We start from the raw sequence: 19,324 nt of genomic DNA, 5'->3' as shown, positions 1-19,324 counted from the left end.
TCCTTACCTTTAGCATCTAGTAGTAGTGACTAATCTGGAAGGAACGCGTCCAATTTACGCGACCGTGAAAAATGAGGCACGAAAGGAGCGCCGTTAACATGTTTTCGGGGATTGTCGAGGCGCTGGGGACCGTCGCGGCCGTTATTTCGGAGCCCCCAGGGGTGCGACTTGTGGTGCGTGAACCCCGGATTGCCGCGGAAACAAAGGTGGCCGACAGCATCGCTGTCAACGGATGTTGTCTCACCGTCATTGCCGTTGATGGAGACACCTTTGCGTTCCAGGCAGGGCCGGAAACCCTTTCGCGGACCAATTTGGGAGATCTCAAGGAGGGAAGTCGTGTTAACCTGGAGCGCTCCCTAAAAATAGGGGATCGCCTGGGCGGGCATTTTGTGACCGGCCACATTGATGATGTGGGGTATCTTATTCAACGGGAAGACTTTGGTGAGTGGTCGCGATTCTGGTTCCAGATTCCGCGCCGACTGGCTCGCCAAATGGCTCCCAAAGGATCCATCGCTGTTGACGGCGTGAGTCTCACCATTGTCGACAGTGAGCCTGAGCGCTTCAGCGTTGCGCTGATTCCTTACACACTTGCTGTTACCACTTTGGGACCGATGAAAGTGGGTGACAAAGTCAATCTGGAAACAGACATCCTGGCCAAATACGTGGAAAGGCAACTTGAGGCAAAAACCTGGCCTGTTTAACGACAAAGCGTTTTCAATTTGGCACAGGGAAAACCTCACACATTTCCATGAGCACCGCTGGTTCACCGCGACAAACCCTGACGTTTGTCCGAGAACGCCTGGAGGCTGCCGGAGTTCGCCCGAAAACAGACCTCGGGCAGAATTTTCTCATCGACCTCAACTTACTGCGTGTTCTTGCAGACACGGCCCAGTTGGGGCCTCAGGATGTGGTCCTGGAAGTGGGTACGGGAACCGGCAGCCTGACCAACTTGCTGGCGGAACGCGCCGGATATGTTATTTCGGTGGAAATCGATCCCAAGCTCCACGCAGTTGCCAAGGAGTTGGTCGGTCAGAAGGCCAATGTCCGGCTGTTATGCCAGGATGCCCTGAAAAGCAAAAACCGTTTCCATCCCGCGGTGCTGGAGGCAGTGGAGGAGGCGCTCGCCGAGGGCAATCGGCAATTCAAACTGGTGGCAAACCTGCCCTATAATGTGGCCACTCCGGTGCTGACGAATTTACTGTCACTGGAACGGCCTCCGGTGACGATGACTGCGACGATTCAGAAAGAGCTGGCAGACCGGATTGTTGCCAGGCCGGGTACCAAAGATTACGGGGCGTTGAGTGTTTGGATTCAAAGCCAATGTCGCGCGAGAATTGAGCGGACCATGCCCCCGCAGGTGTTCTGGCCGCGGCCGAAAGTTTTTTCGGCGATCATTCACATCGTGTTGGAGCCGGAACGGCGAAATCGCATCCAGGACCGGGAACTGTTTCACAGTTTCATCCGCGGTTTGTTTCTCCATCGGCGGAAGTTTTTGCGGGCTCAGGTGCTGAGCGCGCTGGGTAGGAAAACTGATAAGGCCGCTGTGGATGAAGTGCTCCAGAAGATGGGGTTCGATCCCCAAGCTCGCGCGGAGCAACTGGACGTGGAAAGCATCTTACGGCTTTACGGGGCGCTTCGGGATCAATTCAGAGGCGGGGCCTTTGCAACACCGGAAGTGGAAACTCAAGAATCAAGCGGTGAGGAGCTTTCTAAGGACTTTCCCGGAGATTCGGAAGACGATTCAGAAAAAGACTGAGAACAGCTGAGATTTTGGCTGGCGTTTATCGCCTGTGAGCAGCACAGAATACGGTGCCCTGGAAATCGGTGAGGAAGATCCCAGCGCGAAGTACAATGGGGTGGAGGGCAACCTGCAGGACAATACGGAACCCCATTCGAGGAAGCTGAATGCGTGTCACTCGCTTTCTCGGTATGAAGCATTCAGAGTTCAAGAAGCGGTGGTTCGAGGTTGAGAATGTGTGACGCGGGGAGTTCGTCAAACATGCAATTCATTGAGATGCTCGGACGGCAGCTCTTGAGGGTGGTGACCGAAGGAGGGCCGACGCCGGAGGAATTGGCCAAAGTCGGCCTCAAGGAAGATAGCATTGTACGAATCAATCGGCAGGGGGATATTGAGATTCGTCGTAAGGATCGTTGGGATCTCATCGGCGGCTTGATCGGTGACTTTGAGACGCGGGTGAAACGCGAGACGGGACTGGACTGGGCATAAGTCGATCGCAGGCTAACAGACGCATTGTGCTGACGATGCGTCGCGGGGGCTTTTATCTTCATGCGAAATCGTCAACGCCGAGTTGCCGTCGCACTCTGTGGCCTCAGGCTCCTCAATATCCGCCGGCGGTTGGTGAACAAGTTCCCAGGCCTGAATGAGCGCCTGAAAACCGATAAGGATGTCGGTGGTGGTTAGGATCCCCGCAAGTTTACCGTTTTGAACCACGGGAAGGCAGGAAATCCCGTGTTGGAGCAGCAGTGTAATGGCTTGGCTGATGGGGAGTCCGGGACCAACAGTGTGGGGCTCGGAAGTCATCGCGTCTCGCGCTGTGGAGCCACTACGGCAGCAGAGGTCATGGGAACTGATGATCCCCAGAGGCTGGTTGCTCTCGTCGGCCACAATCAGGTGTCGGATGCCTTTCTGACGCATGATGTGCCGAACGCGTTCCAGCGGTGTGTCGGGGGCAACGGCTTCCACCTGTTCGGACATAAAGTATTTCACGGGCAGGTCAATGACGCGGCGCTCGTCAAGAGATCGGCCGAGCACTCTGCGAAGGAGATTTCTTTTAGCATAGAGGACACGCCGGTGGATCTCTCGAAGCTGCTGAACTGCCAGATGTTTCTGTTGAGGATGCTCTTGCGTTTTCCGGTGGCGTGGCTTCATGAAGCTCATCACGAGGATCACCGCGAAGAACAACCCCAATAGCCCACCGAGAACCGTTACGAAAAAGTCAAGGCGCGTGACCCCATGAGAACCGTTCTGCACGAGTGAACCCAGCGCACGGTCGATGAGCGACTGCGAGGATGGCAGGTTGTTCTCTGCACTGACCGGCAACATCGCAGTATATGCCTGCTGAAAAACAAAGTGCGTAATTCCAGAAACGGTTACAAATCCTGCCATCGCGGAAACAGTCAGAATGAGCAGGAAAACCGCGTATTCCGTGGTCGTCGTGGCAGTTTCGCCATAGAGAAAACAAACTTTCCTTTGCTTTTGCCGGTTACGATCCAAACCGTGCAGGCTAAACGCCGAGAACATGTTCCTTCCTCGATAGATGTGACTACATGACCGAGAAGTAGTTCGCTACGGCGATATCGAAATACTCGGGCTTTAACTCGGGTGTGATCTGCAGGTAATTGCAATAATGGAGGACCTGGAGCATCAGATCACGGGGCTGGCAGAACCGGAATGGTCTTCCCACCGCCTTGTAATGCTTTTCGATCAAGTAGTTCACGGCATCTTCGTTGAACTTAATTCCGAGTTGTGGCGCGAGGATTCGGAAAAGCTGGCGGAATTGCTCTTCCGAAGGATCGATCACCTCGATTTTGTAGGGAATGCGACGGAGGAAAGCTTCGTCCACCAACTCGCGGGGTTCGAGATTCGTGGAAAAAATGATGAGTTGGTCGAATGGAACGGTGATCTTTTTCCCATTGGGAAGGTTCAAAAAGTCGTAGCGACGCTCCAAAGGCACGATCCAGCGATTGAGCAACTCGCGGATGGGCATCCTCTGGCGACCAAAGTCGTCGATGACAAGCGTGCCACAGTTGCTCTTCATTTGAAGTGGAGCTTCGCAAATCCCCGTTGAAGTGTTGAGGGTGACCTCTAGAGCGGACATTGTTAATTCACCGCCAGCTACAATGGTAGGTCGGCGAATGCGAACCCAGCGCTTGTCGATATGCCGGGTGTCCAGGAGTCCTTCCGGATCGGGAAGCGGCACCTCGAAATGATTCACCGGATCGAAGACGCGAATGATCTCCCCGTCCACGCCGATCGCCCGGGGGATCCAGATATAAGGCCCAAAGGCTGCCGTCACCCGCTCGGCAATCGTCGTTTTGCCATTTCCTGGTGCCCCGTAGAGAAAGAGCCCACGACCAGAGTTGACAGCAGGCCCCAGACGGTTAAGCATCTCCTCGCTGATGACGAGACCTTCCAGGGCGCGACGCAAATCATCTCGGGTCGGACGCTGCTTTGTCAAAGACTGCACGGCCACACTGGCCACGTAGTCTCTGAGAGACACAGGCGCGGCGCCAAAATAGGTGCAGTGCTCAGCATAACGCCTGGCCCGTTCCCGCCCGAGCTCCGTCAACTCATACACATAGTCGTTCATGGGGGCATCAGACCGATGAACGACCAGGCGATCGCCCTTCATCCGCCGCATCAGGGGGTCGATGATCTTGAATGGCAACTTCACCTGATCGGCGATCTGCCGTCCCGTGGCGTCGCCCGTGTTGAGCAGAAACTTCAAGATGAGGGCTTCGACCTCGCTCTCGGTGAGCTGCGCGTCCTCCAGGCTTTCCGGCTCGATCGGCACGAAGTCCGTTTCTGCCCACTCTTCAAGGGATTTTGAAGACAATGCGTCGATTCGGGGTGATTCTTGTTGCGGCGGCCGCGATTCTTCCACAGAGACGGTCCGTGCACCAACCAGACGGTGCAGCCGTTCCACGAGCTCGTCCAGTTTTTTATCGTCCGACGATTGGCGGCTGGCCGATTTCCCGGCGAGCGGCGTGGTTCCCATGCCTGGCTCCGATCTATCTTCAGGAGGCGTCCAAACAGCAGCCGAGGTTGACTCACCAGACTACTGTGCTACCGTGGATTTTTTCCCGTTCGCCATTTGTGAGGCTGTTCTCCGTAGTAAAACATAGCTTGTGGGAACGACCGACGTAGTTTTACGCCGGATGAGAGCCCTTTGGAAAACCGCACCGCGCGCTTCCATGCAGTCACGTGTTCGCGGAGCGGGGTGTTCATAAGCGAAGGATTTACTGAAACTGCGGGAACGATGTCGGAATTGTACCGAGAGGAAATACAAGCGAGACAGGACGATGTTGAGCCCCTGCGTGTTGGGGGTGTCGTCTACCTTAATGCGAGGCCGCTCATTTGGGCGCTGCCGTCGCTGTGTCCCTGGGCCAGGATTTCCTTCGACGTCCCCAGTCGTTTGGCGTCCCAGTTGGCTGCAAAGGAGCTGGACGTGGCCATCGTGCCGGCCATTGAAGCTTTCCGCTCCTCCGATTACGTTGTGCTCTCGGACGCGTGCATCGCGGCAGCGGATTTTGCCCGCAGCGTGGTCATTTTCAGTCGTGTTCCGCTGGAGAAAGTGAGAACACTGGCGGTGGATGCTGCTTCGAGAACCAGCGCCGCGGTTTCCCGCATCCTACTGGCGGAAAAATACGGCGTTTTTCCCGAGGTGCGCGAGTTGCCGCTCGGGGACGATCCCGCTAGCCTGGATTGTGATGCGATTTTGATGATTGGGGACCGGGCGATGACCGTCAAACGTCCTCCGCTTCCCCACGTGCACGACCTGGCGGCGGAGTGGTGTTCCTGGACCGGCCTCCCTTTGGTGTTCGCCGTTTGGGTGGCCCATTCGCCAGAACGTGACTGGAGCCACGTCGCCCGGATTTTCGCCGCTGCGCGGGACCGTGGACTGGCCGCCCTGGATATCATTGCAAGGAAGGCCGCCGCGGATTTAGGGCTTTCCTACACGTTGTGTTACGAGTACCTCACGAGAGACCTGCACTTCACGATGGGTCCAAAAGAACATGAATCCCTCGACCTGTTTGGCAGACTGGCGGCAAAGTACGGATTTGTCCCGGCAAACGGACGGCTGCGGGTCATCAATTGATCGGATTCTGGATCGGGTGATCGGTGGCCAGCGATTGACCGACGAGGAAGCGCTGACGCTCCTGGAAAAGGGGAATCTATCTCAGCTTGGGGAGGCTGCGTGGGAAGTTTCCAGGCGACTTCACCCCGAGCCGTATCGCACGTACAACATTGACCGGAACATCAACTATACAAATGTTTGTGTTGCTGGATGTCGATTTTGTGCATTTTACCGCAAGCCGGGCGATCCTGAGTCTTACGTCATTGATTACGAGTCGCTCTTTCGAAAAATCGAGGAGACTCTTGCGCTTGGAGGTGATCAAATCCTCTTGCAGGGTGGTCTCAATCCGAAACTCCCGCTTCAGTGGTATGAGGACCTTTTGCGGACGATCAAGTCGAGATATCCGCAAATCAATATCCATGGCTTCAGCCCCCCGGAAATTTATTTTTTCGCCCGGATGTCTCGGCTGAGTCTGGAAGAAGTTCTCGGACGTTTGAAAGAGGCAGGGTTGGGCAGCTTACCAGGCGGTGGGGCCGAGATCCTAGTGGATTCCGTGCGAAAACAACTCGCCCGCGCCAAAGTGGATACGGAGGGTTGGTTGGCGGTTTGCCGCGCCTGGCACCGTTTGGGCGGCAGAGGGACGGCCACCATGATGTTCGGCCACGTGGAGTCGTTGGCCGACCGGGTCGCCCATTTTCGCCGGATTCGTGAGCTTCAGGATGAGACGGGGGGCTTCACCGCGTTCATTTGTTGGACGTTCCAGCCCAAGAACACGGAGCTGGAACACATCCCCAAACGCGGGGCGTTCGACTACCTGCGAACACTGGCGGTCGCGCGGCTGTATCTGGATAACATTCCCAACATTCAAGCGAGCTGGGTCACCCAGGGTGCGCGAATCGGTCAGCTCTCGCTGCATTTTGGCGCCAATGATATGGGCAGTTTGATGATTGAAGAAAACGTGGTTGCTGCGGCGGGTACCCATTTTCGAACTTCAGAGCAGGAACTGCGTTTGCTTATCTCGCAGGCCGGTTATATTCCCCGCCGCCGAAACGTGTTTTATGAGCTCCTCGACGAGTGAACGGGATGCACGGTCATACCGGTGAGGGCAAACCCCTTCAGGAACGAAGTCCTGAAACCTCTCCCTGCCCAGACGACCTGGAATTGGCCATCCGTCACTTGCCGCCCGAGTTTATCGCGCGGCTGAGAAGAATTGTGCCAGGTGCGTGGCTTGAGGACTGTCTAATGAGCTTTCTTGCGTCAAAATGCGTTGGCTTTCGGGTCAACACTCTGAAAAGCGATCAGCCAACACTGGAAAGAGAACTGGCCGAGATGGCCGTGTCATTCGAAAAAGGGGAGTGGTTGCCCGAAGCCTATCTGGCACCGCCATCCATGCGGGATGTGCTTAGTCATTCGCCGGCGTTTACCGAGGGGCGGTTGTATATTCAGGATCTCTCCAGCATGTTGGCCGTCCATGTGTTGGACCCGCAGCCAGGTGAGGAGATTCTTGACCTGGCGGCTGCGCCCGGCGGCAAAACCTGCTTTGTGGCGGCACGGATGCAAAATCGGGGACGCATTGCGGCCGTGGAGGTGATTCGCGAGCGGATGTACAGACTGATGGCCAACCTCCGGACGGCCGGCGCACAAATTGTCGACGTCTATTTGACGGATGGCCGAACCGTCGGTAACAAGACCCCGAATCGGTTCGATCGCGTGTTACTGGACGCCCCGTGTTCCTCGGAGGCGCGAATCCACCTGACAGAGCCGGACTCTTACGCCCGGTGGAGTCTTCGAAAAATTGCCGAGTGTTCTCGCAAGCAGCGGGGACTGCTGGTGTCAGCCGTGAAAGCAGCCAAGCCGGGTGGTCTGATCGTGTACTGTACCTGTTCTTTCGCGCCCGAAGAGAATGAAGCTGTTGTTGATTACGCGCTTAAGGAATTCGGAGGTGAGGTGGAGGTCATTCCCGTTTCAATTCCCATCTCAAATTGGATGCCTGGGCTGATGGAATGGGAGGGCCAGAAATTTCACCCGGACGTGACCAAATCAGTGCGGATTCTGCCCACCTCGGAGATGCGGGGCTTCTTCCTCTGTTGTCTGATCAAGCGGAGAGAATCCACCGTGGTCCGAAACCGCCCAAGTGCCAGCCGATCGGGAAAAGGCCGCCACCAGCGGCACGCCAAAAAAGTGGGTTGGGACGATATAGAGGAGGGGAGTTAGCGAGAGGGTTCGTCCGGGCTAATTGATGTGCGACCCCGCGATTGGAGCAGAGGGGCTTGAATGAAAGTCGGATGCCGATCAGACGTGTTTTGTTGGAAAAGCAAGTTCGCGTCGCTTTCCTGGTTGTTACTCTTCGGGGTTTCTCCCTGCGCTGCTTGCTAGCGGAGACCCTGCCAACTACCGTGATAAGTTAAGCATCGCGGCGAAAGACGAAAAGAATCGGTCGAGGATCGTGAATAATTGCCCTTACGCAATTGGGGGCGCGGGATCATCCCATGGTGGAAGCAGCATCAAAAACGATCGAAAGCTGGCGACCGTGGTTGCTTGGAATTCTCCTGGCTGTAGTGACCTGGGCCTACTGGAACGCATTATCCGAGGCTGCGATTTCCTGGCGTGGCGAGCAGTACTCGCATGGGGTGTTCATGCCACTCGCTGCCGCTGCTCTACTCTGGCTGCGGCGATTGGGCGGGAAGGCAGACTGGAGACCTAGGACACGTGGTGAGTTGGGACGCATCATCGTTGCCGGAAGCTTTGTCGTGATCGGGGGAGTGACGTATCTGGGCGGCAAAGTGCTGGGTGAAACGGCCCCGCCCAGTGACCTGGCGCGCGGGATTTTCAGCTCGGGCCTGATGTTCCTGGCTGCGGTTTTTTACAGCTTGGGGCTTATCCTGGCCGTGGTTTTTGCTGCAAAAACCTGGCTGCAAGTGGCAGCAGCATCCGCCACGCCGCAGACGTTCCCGGCGAGCGGGGACCAACGTCCTTCCGCGGTCCTGACTGTCTCACTCCGGGAGGCAACTTCAGCGTCACCTAAGGATTTTCCCGCTCTCGAAATCAGCGAGGCCTGGCCGGGGTTGTTGCTTCTCGTGACAGCGACAGGTCTCCGATTGGCGTTCACGTATTTTGGGCTCGACGTGCCGGCCATGGCTACGTTTGCTCTCAGTTGTCTCGGGGCCGTGCTGGCGGTGATGGGGACTCGCGCTGTGAAGTGGTGTTGGCCCGCGGCCCTCCTCCTCGTGTTCTCGTTCCCGTTACCGTTCAGCGTGGAACGAGCCCTCCTGGTACCTCTTCAAGGCTTGGCGGCAACGGCCGGCACCTATCTTCTCCAAACGATGGGGCTCGAAGCCATCAGCGAGGGAGCCCATTTCATCAAGCTGGGGGACCTTCAGTTGGGAGTTGTGGAACAATGTAGCGGGCTTCGCATGGCCACGGTGTTTGTGGCTTTGGTGGTGCTTTATCTGCTTGTCGCAGAGATTCCGCGATGGCAGGTTCCTGTACTGCTTCTCAGTGCCGTGCCCATCGCGCTGGTTGTCAATATCGTGAGAATCACGCTCACAGGCCTTTTGTATGTTTATGCCGGTCGGGAGTGGGGACAACGCGTGTTTCATGATTGGGCCGGGTTCTTAATGCCCTTCTTGGCGGTTCTCTTGCTTATTGCGCTGCGCGCCCTTTTGGACTGCCTGATCGTATTTGAGGAAGAAACCGAGATACCGCTGGCTCAACGGTCCAGCAGGGCGGTCCGGCAACATTAATGTCACAAAAGGTTGACATTTTGCCTCTCCCCTTGAACAATCATCGGAGAGAAGCTCAGCCGTGACTTTCGCCTGGATGTGGCACTTTTGCCGCACTTGAAAGCAAGCAGCGACTTGCATCCGGATGGAGAGCAGTCTCATGGAAAATTCATTAAGCGCCCTTTCGCCGACGGTGGCTGAAAAAGCCCAGCGTTTGATCGAGCTGTTGAAAAGCTTCGGATCGTGTGTGGTTGCGTTCTCGGGCGGGCTGGACAGCACCGTGGTGGCCAAGGCCGCCCAGGTTGCCCTTGGTGAGAAGGCCCTGGCCGTGACGGGAGTGAGCCCCAGCCTGGCGGCCAGGGAACTGGACGAATGCCGAAAGCTGGCTGAGCTCATCGGCATTCGCCATATTGTGATTGAGACGGAAGAACTGTCCAACCCGGCCTATCAGCGCAATTTGGGTGATCGATGTTATCACTGTAAGAGCGAGTTATTCGGCAAATTGGGAGATTGGGCCGCGCGATTCGGAATGGCGGTGGTGGTCGATGGTTCGAATAAGGACGATCACAGTGACCACAGGCCAGGGCTAAAAGCGGCAAGGGAAAAGAATGTACGAAGCCCGCTCGCAGAGTGCGATTTCACAAAGGGGGAAATCCGCGAATTGGCGAAGTATTGGGGACTTCCGGTGTGGAACAAGCCGGCATCCCCCTGTCTGAGTAGCCGGATTGCTTATGGTGAGGAGGTGACGCCGGAACGGCTCATGATGATCGAGCGGGCGGAAAGTTTCCTGCGTGAGCACGGTTTTGCAACGTTGCGGGTGCGATACCACCGAGGTGATTTGGCACGAATTGAAGTGCCCCTCGAGGATCTGCCGCGTCTGGTGGAAAGCCCGCTACGGCAGACCTTGACCCAAAAATTCGCGGAGATTGGTTTCAAGTTCGTTACCGTCGATTTGAACGGTTTTCGCTCCGGAAGTCTGAATAACCTCTTGCCTGCGGAGAGCCTCGAAATTCTTTCGCGGAGAACGGGAGACGTGTTCGCCGCCGTCGAAACTGACGAATAGTTCTTCGGACCCATTCGGACCACGCAAGCCGTCACAAGTTCATTCCGGGAATCTCGCTGCGCTGTGAAGAGCTGTCGCCGGCGGCGGTACGTCCTTCTGTTGCCTTTTTTGGAAGCAGTCACAGGGACGTATGGAACGTCGGCGGCGGTTCTGGTTATTGGGGCGGGAATGCCGGCCAGATTTGGGGAGTCATGGGGGAAGCCACCTGGGGTGCCGGGCCTTGAGACGGCATGACCAGGGTGGGAGCGGAGGGAACCTGGGGTTCTCGGGGCGGAGATGAACTGGGCTTTGTCGCGACTTCGCCCGCCTGTGTTCCCGTGGAGTCGCGGCTCGGGGTTGACGTCCCTTTCTGCTCCTGGGAAGTGTTAGAACTTTCTTGAGACAACTCTCCCAAAGGCTCGGCATAGAATGCTTCTTCCAGCAGACTTACGGGCTCGCGCTGTGTGCTGAGGTCGATCAGCGGCACATCCGGCAGTTTGATGGGTAACCGTTCTCCGGCAAACTGCGTGCCCTGATAAATCGTCCCTTTCTGGAACGGTCCGGTACCGAAAATCCAGACATCGCTTGCGTCGCTCTTTGCGAGAACGGCTCCCGATTGCCAGAGAGGTCGACCAGTCCTGCGGTTGTAGGCAAAGAGCAGAATTTTTGTGACAGCGCTTTGCTGAGTTTTCTTGATGAGCGGAATTTCAGGAAGCGCAGTGGGTAAACCGACTGCACTTACGGCAGGGGGGAGGTTCACCTGGGGAATGCCCACAAGGACGCTGTGCATGTCTGTGCCGACGGCCCCTGAACGCACTTCCACCACGTAATCCGCCTCTTCTTTCTTTTCCCGCAGGATGGCCCCATGAGCCAGGAGTTGCTGGCGGAGTGAACTGACCAGGTAATTGGCGTCCACGACGTCCTTCAAGTAGGTGTCGTCCAGATAAACTTTCTTGCCGGACAGGGCCCGGAAATCGAGCCTGCCAACAGCCTGGTCCATGGAGTCGGAAATGAGAAGCTGTTCTGTCGCGGTGCGGCGGGTCTCCGTCCACTTTGTTGTCCCGCAGCCAACGGCGCACGCGCAAACCACTGCGACCGCCAGGCAAACGGCCGTCCATAGTGAGAGCCGAATCCAGACTGGGGGATCAGTGTTTGCGTCTTCCTTTAGCCAGGCCATGGAGCATTTTTCACACGTTATGAGCCAACGGGATGCATACCAGCACCCCTTTTTCACCCGCAAAATTGCCTCATCAGTGCGCGAGGGACGGATTATAGGGAAAACCGAGCCGTGGGAAAAGGTTTTTTTCGGCGGCACGCAGAACGCAGAACGGCACAACGGTTCTAAGTGTTGTGCAGGTGACGCGATATCGGGCAAACAACTTGCCAAGCCGTTGCGGGACTCAAGTCTGGAACAAAAGGCGCCCTTGAGCACGTTCCGACTCGACCTGGACACCTCCAAATTCCGGACCGGACTAACGATACGTCAAATAGAGGACGACCTCCGAGTTTGCGCTAGATGGGTAACAATCACTAGGAAATTGTCCGAAGCAAACGCTTGAGGGCCTGTGTCATGGCATAGCCGTAACGTTCTTTGTTCAGCACGCGAAAGATGTACCGATCCGCGGCTGCTTCGTCGGTGACCCAACGGATATGACCGCTCTGGCGATCTATAACGCGGATTTTCTCAAACTTGAAAACTGGATGGGCCGTCTCCTGAAGGGGTTGCAGTTGCCCCTCCCCGTCGACTGAGATTCCCGCAGCGTGCAAGAATCCCGCCGTGCACCACATATTTCTGTCCATGGTATTCATTCGGGCGACAAGTTCCGGATCCTCGGGTGCCAGAAGTGCTTGGAGCCAGCCCAGGGATGCGTGTTGGCCGGACAGTTCTCGCCGAAAAACATGCGCAAAAAAGTTCCTCAACCCAGCGGATAATTCGGGCAGTACTTCTCCCTGTCGGAATCGGTAATATGTCGCGTATTCGCTGACTTCAAACCTGCGAACATCTTCAAAACACGGCATCCAGTACACCGGACAGGGAAGAGCAAACATAGCCTGATAGGCCTCGAGGTCCAAAGTGACATTCCACTCCAGGGGAGCATTTTCAGTCAGCGGACGACTCGTACCCGCGTTGACGTACACTCCGGCACATTTTTTGCGAAAAGTCTCACCATCCAGATGGGCCGCCATGGCGATATTGCGACAGGTGCCCGCGACGCTGATGACGACCGGGCGTGGAGCATTCCGCATCAGCTCGAGAAGCGCTTGGACGCCCCATAACGCCCGGCTGTCGCTTGGGTTTTCGCGCCATTCCTTGAAGGGACGTCCGGACCCAACCAGTACTGGAACAAGCAGGCCGGTGAGGTAGTTCAATTGGGCCACCGCCTCTATGTCGGGGTCCTTAAGCGAGTCTGGCCGGGGGTAGTCGATCAATACAGCGAGAAGTTCGACCAGGTTTTGCTGGGCCAGGGCGTATGCCGTGGCAAGGTCCCAGTGATCATCGGGATCATCGTGCGGCCGATACAGGTCAGTCGCGACGACCAGTAATGGGCGTTCCCCAGCAGGAGGTTTGGATGCTTCTTGTTCTCTTTGCCCTCCAGGGCTGGTTGTCGGCCCAGCAAGCAAGAAAGACGCTGCGGCAGTGACGAAGGAACGACGGCTTACGGCATGGCGTGCCGGAAATAGTGACTTGCGAAAAGCCATGGCGAATTGTGACTGTTTCGAGGAAGGCTGTCGAAAAATGCTGATCCGCTGCGGCGATCCTATTCCAGTGGGGAACCTCACGCTGAGAATGGTAACCATCTTACTGGAGTAATGCAAGTTTGCCTTGGCCTTCGGCAGTCGGCGCGTAAAATAGGCTCAATCGAAGTGCATCGTGAAATAGTGCGCGACTACATCGTGACAGGGAATTTTCCCAGGAGGCTGCTGTGCCCTTTCAAGTGCCAGAAATTTTTTCACCACAAGTGGATAACAGCCGTCGGGATGGTCAGAGTGTAATCTCCGACGCTCAGTGGGAGGCGAATGCCCTCTTTCGTTTGAGCGATGAGATAATCGCCGGTCGCCGTTTGACGGCGGAGGAAGCGAGGGCGATCTTGCGGTCCCCTGACACGGCCATTCTGGAAATTCTAGCCGCAGCATACCGCGTTCGCCGGCATTTTCATGGGATGAAAATGCGACTCAATATGCTCATCAACGCAAAAAGCGGCCTGTGCGGTGAGGATTGCGCCTACTGCTCGCAATCGAAAGTTTCCACCGCCAGCATCGCGAAGTATCCGCTGCTGGATGAAGAAGTTATTCTGGCGGGGGCGGCGGCTGCCGTGGAGAGAAAGGCCTCCACGTACTGTATCGCGATTGCCGGCCGATCCCCCAATCCTCGCGAGTTGGATCGACTGTGCCGGACGATAAGTCAGATCAAGGAGCGGTTTCCCTTGAAAGTGTGTCTCTCGCCGGGGCTGCTGACACTGGCGCAGGCGGAAGCCCTCAAGAAAGCGGGGCTGGACAGGGTCAATCACAATTTGAACACGGGTCGCCGTTTTTACAGGGAGATCTGTTCCACTCATACGTACGAAGACAGACTGGCCACGCTGAGGGCCGCACGCCAGGCAGGGCTGGAATTGTGCTGTGGCGGGATCATCGGGATGGGCGAAAGTGAGGATGACCTCATCGACTTCATTCTGGCGCTTGGCGAGTTACGCCCGGAATCGGTGCCGATTAATTTTCTGATTCCAATTCCGGGCACTCCGTTGGAAGGCCGTCCGGCACCATCCCCCGTTCATTGCTTGAAAGTTCTCTGTCTCATACGGTTCGCGACGCCGACCTCGGACCTGCGGATTGCCGCGGGGAGAGAGGTCCACCTTGGGCCGCTTCAACCTCTGGGGCTATTCGTCGCAAACTCCATTTTTGTGGGCGATTATCTCACGACAAAGGGTCAACCGCCGGAAGAAGACTACCGAATGATCGCGGCGCTGGGATTCGAGATAGAGCAGGTCGTCCACGGAGAATCGGCGGCGGTCTGCGAGGACACTTTGCCTACTCCGGCGGCGCAGTAGCGGTTTTGGCGTACCTGAGGCTCCTTGACTCCTGAGGCCGTTATGGGTCCCCGTTAAGCGAGTCGATGGCGGGCGAGGGCCCGGCGGGCGCTGATTGATTTGACCACGGGCGGTATCACTCGTAACTGAGTTTCGATCCACCAGCCAGACTATCGTTTCACACTGGGATCAGAACCTCACACTGAGCTGCGTGTAATAGAAATCGCTCTGGTCCCCGCCGCCTGGTGTGACTTTAAGAAACCGGCCTGGAAACAGATGGGAATATCCAAACAACACGTCAGCCCGCGGATGAAAAGTCCAGCGGACAGTCACGTCGGCCTCACTGCCCACATCGCGTCCTGCTGCCCCGGTGGGGTCCTGCCGAATGGCATTGCCGGCTGCATCGTAGAGAGCATCGCGGGCTTCTTGAAGCCGAAACGTATGCCACCAGAATGCGATTTCCCATGCTGGATGGGGCTTCATCGTTAAAAGCAGGTTCCAATCTTCGATATTCTGTCGGCCCACAAGGTCCATCCAGCCAAAGTATTTGTGGCCGAGGGGAAATAGCTGGTTGAACGTTTCGTGACGTCCATCGGTAGGGTCTTCGTCGCCTGAAGCCCAGTCGTAATAAAACCATAACGTGGGCTCCCAACCGAGTCGTGCCAGCTTTCGTCCCAGCCCGAGCGTGTAGAAACCGGCTGAGTGATCCGCGGGGCCATATTCCCCGAACTGGTAGGCACCTTCGATTTCCCATAACCACAGATCGAGTTTTCCTTCCCAGCGACTCCCAAACGTATGGGTTTTGAACGGTCGCGGATCGTTGTATTTGGCATAGCCGAGGTAGTAAAGGTCGAGCGTTTGACCACAGCTAGCTTTTCGGGTCATGTACAGGCCATAAAACTCCTGGTCCAGGTCGGGATGGTCAAAATTGTGGTCGTTGTTGACGTGTTGAGAAAAGGGCACCGGTCGGGTCCAGAATCCGTCGATATTCCAGCGCTCGCCCCGCCAGAACAGTTTGACACCGTCAAACGTTCGCCGCGTGTTGCTCCAATCCAGAGGCGAAATGAGCCGTTGATTGCCGTAGAGCAGTTCCTGCCGTCCTCCGCGAAACCAGAGATCCCCCGAGTCGGCATCGATCATTTTAGCGTCGGCAAACAAATTGAGGGCATCAAATCGGTTTTCTTCAGTCGGACGTGGGGGAAGGTCCTCCCAGGCGCTGGTCGCATCGATGGCCTCCGCGTAGGCTCGGAGCCTCTCGCCCACATGAAGATCGCCATAAATCCGCGTTCGCTGAAGGAGGAAGTTATTATCGCGGTTCAGCATGTGCTCGTTGTGCTGTCGCAGGCGGTATTCTCCGCCGATGTCCAAAATTCCCCAGTCTCCCAGACGATTCCGTTTGAGAGCGTCACCCAAGTAGAAGTACGGATTATTAGGCTTATCGAGGTAAGAAAAGTCATTTTCGTAGAACACGCCTTTGTAGGGATTGGGCGGTTTGGGAGCAACGACGGAGGTAGGACGCGGCTCGGAAGTGGGATTGGTCGCAGATTCTTTAACCGGGGAGGTTTTTGCCTGATTGTCTTGGTCTGATCTGGAAGTCGGCTCCTGGCTCCGCGCGGTAGCGGTGTCATGCTCATCCTCAAAAGCAGTTGGCGCTAATTCCGGCTTGCCGACCGGCACCACATCTCGATCGGGGGCGAGCAATGTGGAAATGTCCGCCCCGGGCTGTTCCGGGAACACCAGAATGGGTTCCCCCGAGAGGGCTATGACGGTCAGGCCATTGACGGCGACCAGGAACATCGAGACGTGAAACGGATTTCGTACCACGGGGTAAGACTCCGCGTTGAAGAAACCAGTCGTCCATCGCGTCGCGCGGGGAAGCATGTGGGGCTCCCCCGGCTCTTGTCGCGTCTTCGAAAACATGGGGGAGGTGGCCTTCAAAAATCAAATCTCCAAGCATCTCCTCGGCTGGTCTCTATCGGGTACTCGAGGGGTTTATTCCGGTAGTGCCTTTTTTGCCTTTTTTGCCAGGTTTGACAAACATTTTTGCGGTACGGCACCTATCGAAAAGATTAGCGGCGTGCATAGATGGGATCGACGATCGGCGGAAAGCAAAAAGCCGCGACCGCACAGCCGGGCGGGAGAGCCGCAACTTCGCGGAATGCCTCTAATCTGTCGGTCTGGGAGATGGTCAAACCTGTCGCTCGGCTTGGTGCAGGGGCGCTCGTCAATTTTTGGACTCCCGCAGATTAGTGGTTTACAGACATACCGTCGGGCTAGAAACTCCCGCCGCGTAGCCGCCTTTGCTAGAATGAATCAAACGGCAAAATAGTTTCCCGTATTTGCAAATGCCCTGTGAGAGGACGAAATTCTGGACGTACCCAATGACCGCGACAGCTAACGGACCCCGGACGCTTTTCGAAAAGATATGGGATGATCATGTAGTCTACACCGATGAGGGGGGACAGAGCCTTCTCTATATCGATCTTCATTTGGTCCATGAGGTGACCAGTCCTCAGGCATTTGAGGGATTGCGATTGGCTGGGCGGCGGGTCCGCAGGCCCGAGCGGACGGTTGCCACTGTGGATCACAATGTCCCCACCACGGATCGCTCGCTTCCGATCGCAGATCCGATTTCACGCCAGCAGATTGAGACGCTTCGCAAGAACTGTCGGGAGTTCGGCATCCGGCTGTACGATATTGACAGCGTCGAGCAGGGGATCGTGCATGTCATCGGCCCCGAGCTCGGCCTGACCCAGCCAGGGATGACCATCGTCTGCGGGGATAGCCATACTGCCACCCATGGGGCTTTTGGGGCCCTGGCGTTCGGAATCGGAACCAGTGAGGTCGAGCACGTTCTGGCAACCCAGACATTGCTTCAGAGGAAGCCCAAGACTTTCGAGGTCCGGGTAGAGGGCCAGCTGCCGCGCGGTGTCACGGCAAAAGACCTGATCCTCTATCTCATCGGGAAACTCACCACACGGGGGGGTGTGGGATACTGTATTGAATACACCGGAGAGGTCATCCGCCGACTGAGCATGGAAGAGCGGATGACGGTGTGCAACATGACGATCGAAGCCGGCGCACGGTCAGGGCTGATCGCGCCGGACGAGACAACGTTCGCTTATCTCCGCGGGCGACCTTTTGCGCCCAAGGGAGAGGCTTTCGAGCAGGCGGTCGCACGCTGGCGGACGCTACGCACTGACCCGGGGGCGCAATACGATCGCGTGGAAGTATTTTTTGCCGACCAGATTGAGCCTCAAGTGACCTGGGGAACTAACCCAGCCCAGGTGGTTCCTGTGACGGCGAGGGTTCCTGATCCCCGAGATTTTCAGGATCCTGTGGAACGCAAGGCCGCGGAGGATGCTCTCCGGTACATGGGTCTGGAGCCGGGGACGCCGATGACCGAGATTCGCATCGACAAAGTGTTTATTGGCTCCTGCACGAATGGACGGCTGGAAGACCTGAGGGCGGCAGCGGCAGTGGCGAAAGGATATCGGGTTGCCAACCATGTGCAGGCGCTGGTGGTGCCGGGCAGTGGATTGGTCAAGAAACAGGCGGAGGCGGAAGGTCTGGACAAAATATTCAAGGACGCTGGTTTTGAATGGCGGGAACCGGGATGCAGTATGTGCCTGGCGATGAACCCTGATCGATTAGAACCCGGCGAGCGGTGCGCATCGACGAGCAATCGCAACTTCGAAGGGCGGCAGGGGCGAGGGGGAAGAACGCATTTGGTTTCTCCCGCCATGGCGGCTGCGGCAGCGATTGCCGGGCGTTTCGTCGATATCAGGAATTGGGACTACCGCTGACGAACCTGATTCGCCAACGCCCACACACCTTTACAGCAGCATTCCATGCTCTAGCGCTCGCGTTCAATCAACACTTTTTAATGCAAACGATAGGAGGCACAGGCATGCAGCCGTTCGTGCGACATACGGGATTGGTAGTGCCCCTCGATCGTTCGGATGTTGACACCGATCAGATCATTCCGAAGCAATTTCTCAAGCGAATCGAACGGACCGGTTTCGGCCAGTTTCTGTTTTATGACTGGCGGTACCTGGAAGACGGAACTCCCAATCCCGAATTTATTCTAAACAGACCCGAATATCAGGGGGCCACGATTCTCCTGACGCGTCGCAATTTCGGTTGCGGGTCGAGCCGCGAGCACGCCCCGTGGGCCCTCGTCGACTATGGGTTCCGGGCGATCATTGCTCCGAGCTTTGCAGACATTTTTTACAATAACAGCCTCAAGAATGGCCTTTTACCGGTCCGTCTGGATGAGTCTCTGGTGGACGAACTGTTCCGAAGATGCGTCAGCACGCCGGGCTATCGCCTCACTGTGGACCTGGAGCAATGTGTGGTCACGGACGACAAGGGCTTTCACGCCACCTTTGAAATCGATCCATTTCGGCGGAGATGTCTTCTCGAAGGGCTGGACGACATCGCCTTGACCCTTCAGCACGAGGACAAAATCACAGCTTATGAGAAAGCCCATGGAATCGTTTGATGCTTGATGCCCGGTTGGACGGGGCTTATCGCTCCAGGCACGGCGTTGGACCAGGCAAGTGTGGTGCCCGCGTTTCTTTAGCGAAATACAGAACGAGGCGTTGTTTCGCTGGGAACGACGGTTCCTGGATAAAATTTTGTGATAGAATACGCAGTACCTCACTAATCTTCGTAGGCTTCGCCGGTTTAACCTGCCGGCATCAGGAGGAGGCT

16 protein-coding genes are annotated in these 19,324 nt (G+C 56.5%); 11 read left to right on the top strand and 5 right to left on the bottom strand.

The window, feature by feature from the left end; all coding sequences use genetic code 11:
• Positions 1-98: 98 nt before the first annotated feature.
• The 3 genes from THTE_RS09855 (at position 99) to THTE_RS09840 (ending at position 2,227) form a co-directional block, all read left to right on the top strand.
• Entirely contained in the window at positions 99-701 is a 603-nt protein-coding gene (locus THTE_RS09855; RefSeq protein ID WP_095415282.1) for a riboflavin synthase, read from the top strand.
• 47 nt (positions 702-748) lie between these two features.
• Positions 749-1,756: a 16S rRNA (adenine(1518)-N(6)/adenine(1519)-N(6))-dimethyltransferase RsmA gene (gene rsmA / locus THTE_RS09850; protein WP_095415281.1), complete on the top strand. Its 1,008-nt coding sequence runs from the start codon at positions 749-751 to the stop codon at positions 1,754-1,756.
• A 243-nt stretch (positions 1,757-1,999) separates the two neighbouring features.
• A complete protein-coding gene (locus tag THTE_RS09840; RefSeq protein ID WP_095415279.1) occupies positions 2,000-2,227 on the top strand; it encodes a hypothetical protein in 228 nt (75 codons plus the stop codon).
• 12 nt (positions 2,228-2,239) lie between these two features.
• Here THTE_RS09840 and THTE_RS09835 read toward each other — a convergent pair whose 3' ends face one another.
• Positions 2,240-3,262: a CBS domain-containing protein gene (locus THTE_RS09835; RefSeq protein WP_095415278.1), complete on the bottom strand. Its 1,023-nt coding sequence runs from the start codon at positions 3,260-3,262 to the stop codon at positions 2,240-2,242.
• A 22-nt stretch (positions 3,263-3,284) separates the two neighbouring features.
• The gene (locus THTE_RS09830; protein ID WP_095415277.1) at positions 3,285-4,739 is read right to left on the bottom strand and encodes an ATP-binding protein; all 1,455 of its coding nucleotides are present in this window, start codon (positions 4,737-4,739) and stop codon (positions 3,285-3,287) included.
• Positions 4,740-5,000: 261 nt separating this feature from the next.
• On the opposite strand from THTE_RS09830, the gene THTE_RS09825 reads away from it, so the two are divergent.
• From THTE_RS09825 to larE, 5 genes are all read left to right on the top strand, one after another.
• Positions 5,001-5,840 carry a menaquinone biosynthetic enzyme MqnA/MqnD family protein gene (locus THTE_RS09825; protein ID WP_095415276.1) on the top strand — a complete coding sequence of 280 codons (840 nt, stop codon included), beginning with the start codon at positions 5,001-5,003 and terminating at the stop codon, positions 5,838-5,840.
• On the top strand, positions 5,758-6,897 hold the full coding sequence (gene mqnC, locus THTE_RS09820) for a cyclic dehypoxanthinyl futalosine synthase (RefSeq protein ID WP_095415275.1): 1,140 nt from the start codon (positions 5,758-5,760) through the stop codon (positions 6,895-6,897). Before THTE_RS09825 ends, mqnC begins: the two co-directional genes overlap by 83 nt.
• A gap of 5 nt (positions 6,898-6,902) precedes the next feature.
• Positions 6,903-8,033: an RsmB/NOP family class I SAM-dependent RNA methyltransferase gene (locus THTE_RS09815; protein ID WP_095415274.1), complete on the top strand. Its 1,131-nt coding sequence runs from the start codon at positions 6,903-6,905 to the stop codon at positions 8,031-8,033.
• Positions 8,034-8,308: 275 nt separating this feature from the next.
• Positions 8,309-9,562, top strand: coding sequence for an exosortase/archaeosortase family protein (locus tag THTE_RS09810; RefSeq protein ID WP_095415273.1), 1,254 nt, complete (start codon positions 8,309-8,311; stop codon positions 9,560-9,562).
• Positions 9,563-9,701: 139 nt separating this feature from the next.
• Positions 9,702-10,604 (top strand): ATP-dependent sacrificial sulfur transferase LarE, encoded by a 903-nt coding sequence (gene larE, locus THTE_RS09805; RefSeq protein WP_095415272.1) that lies wholly within the window; start codon positions 9,702-9,704, stop codon positions 10,602-10,604.
• A 154-nt stretch (positions 10,605-10,758) separates the two neighbouring features.
• On the opposite strand, the gene THTE_RS09800 is transcribed toward larE, so the two are convergent.
• Positions 10,759-11,760, bottom strand: coding sequence for a DUF6655 family protein (locus THTE_RS09800; protein ID WP_095415271.1), 1,002 nt, complete (start codon positions 11,758-11,760; stop codon positions 10,759-10,761).
• Positions 11,761-12,113: 353 nt separating this feature from the next.
• On the bottom strand, positions 12,114-13,205 hold the full coding sequence (locus tag THTE_RS09795) for a nucleoside hydrolase (protein ID WP_168175831.1): 1,092 nt from the start codon (positions 13,203-13,205) through the stop codon (positions 12,114-12,116).
• A 302-nt stretch (positions 13,206-13,507) separates the two neighbouring features.
• Here THTE_RS09795 and bioB point away from each other — a divergent pair, with 302 nt between their 5' ends.
• Positions 13,508-14,629 carry a biotin synthase BioB gene (bioB, locus tag THTE_RS09790; protein ID WP_237260115.1) on the top strand — a complete coding sequence of 374 codons (1,122 nt, stop codon included), beginning with the start codon at positions 13,508-13,510 and terminating at the stop codon, positions 14,627-14,629.
• A gap of 168 nt (positions 14,630-14,797) precedes the next feature.
• Here bioB and THTE_RS09785 read toward each other — a convergent pair whose 3' ends face one another.
• Entirely contained in the window at positions 14,798-16,489 is a 1,692-nt protein-coding gene (locus THTE_RS09785) for an alginate export family protein (RefSeq protein WP_157732005.1), read from the bottom strand.
• Positions 16,490-16,989: 500 nt separating this feature from the next.
• On the opposite strand from THTE_RS09785, the gene leuC reads away from it, so the two are divergent.
• Together leuC and leuD are read left to right on the top strand one after the other, a co-directional pair.
• Positions 16,990-18,414: a 3-isopropylmalate dehydratase large subunit gene (gene leuC / locus THTE_RS09780; protein ID WP_095415268.1), complete on the top strand. Its 1,425-nt coding sequence runs from the start codon at positions 16,990-16,992 to the stop codon at positions 18,412-18,414.
• 104 nt (positions 18,415-18,518) lie between these two features.
• Positions 18,519-19,112: a 3-isopropylmalate dehydratase small subunit gene (gene leuD, locus THTE_RS09775; protein WP_095415267.1), complete on the top strand. Its 594-nt coding sequence runs from the start codon at positions 18,519-18,521 to the stop codon at positions 19,110-19,112.
• Positions 19,113-19,324: the final 212 nt, after the last annotated feature.

Source organism: Thermogutta terrifontis, from assembly GCF_002277955.1.
In the GTDB taxonomy this organism is placed as follows: Bacteria; Planctomycetota; Planctomycetia; order Pirellulales; family Thermoguttaceae; genus Thermogutta; species Thermogutta terrifontis.
Note: the sequence above shows the minus strand (reverse complement) of the source record. Positions and strands in the feature narration are given on the sequence as shown.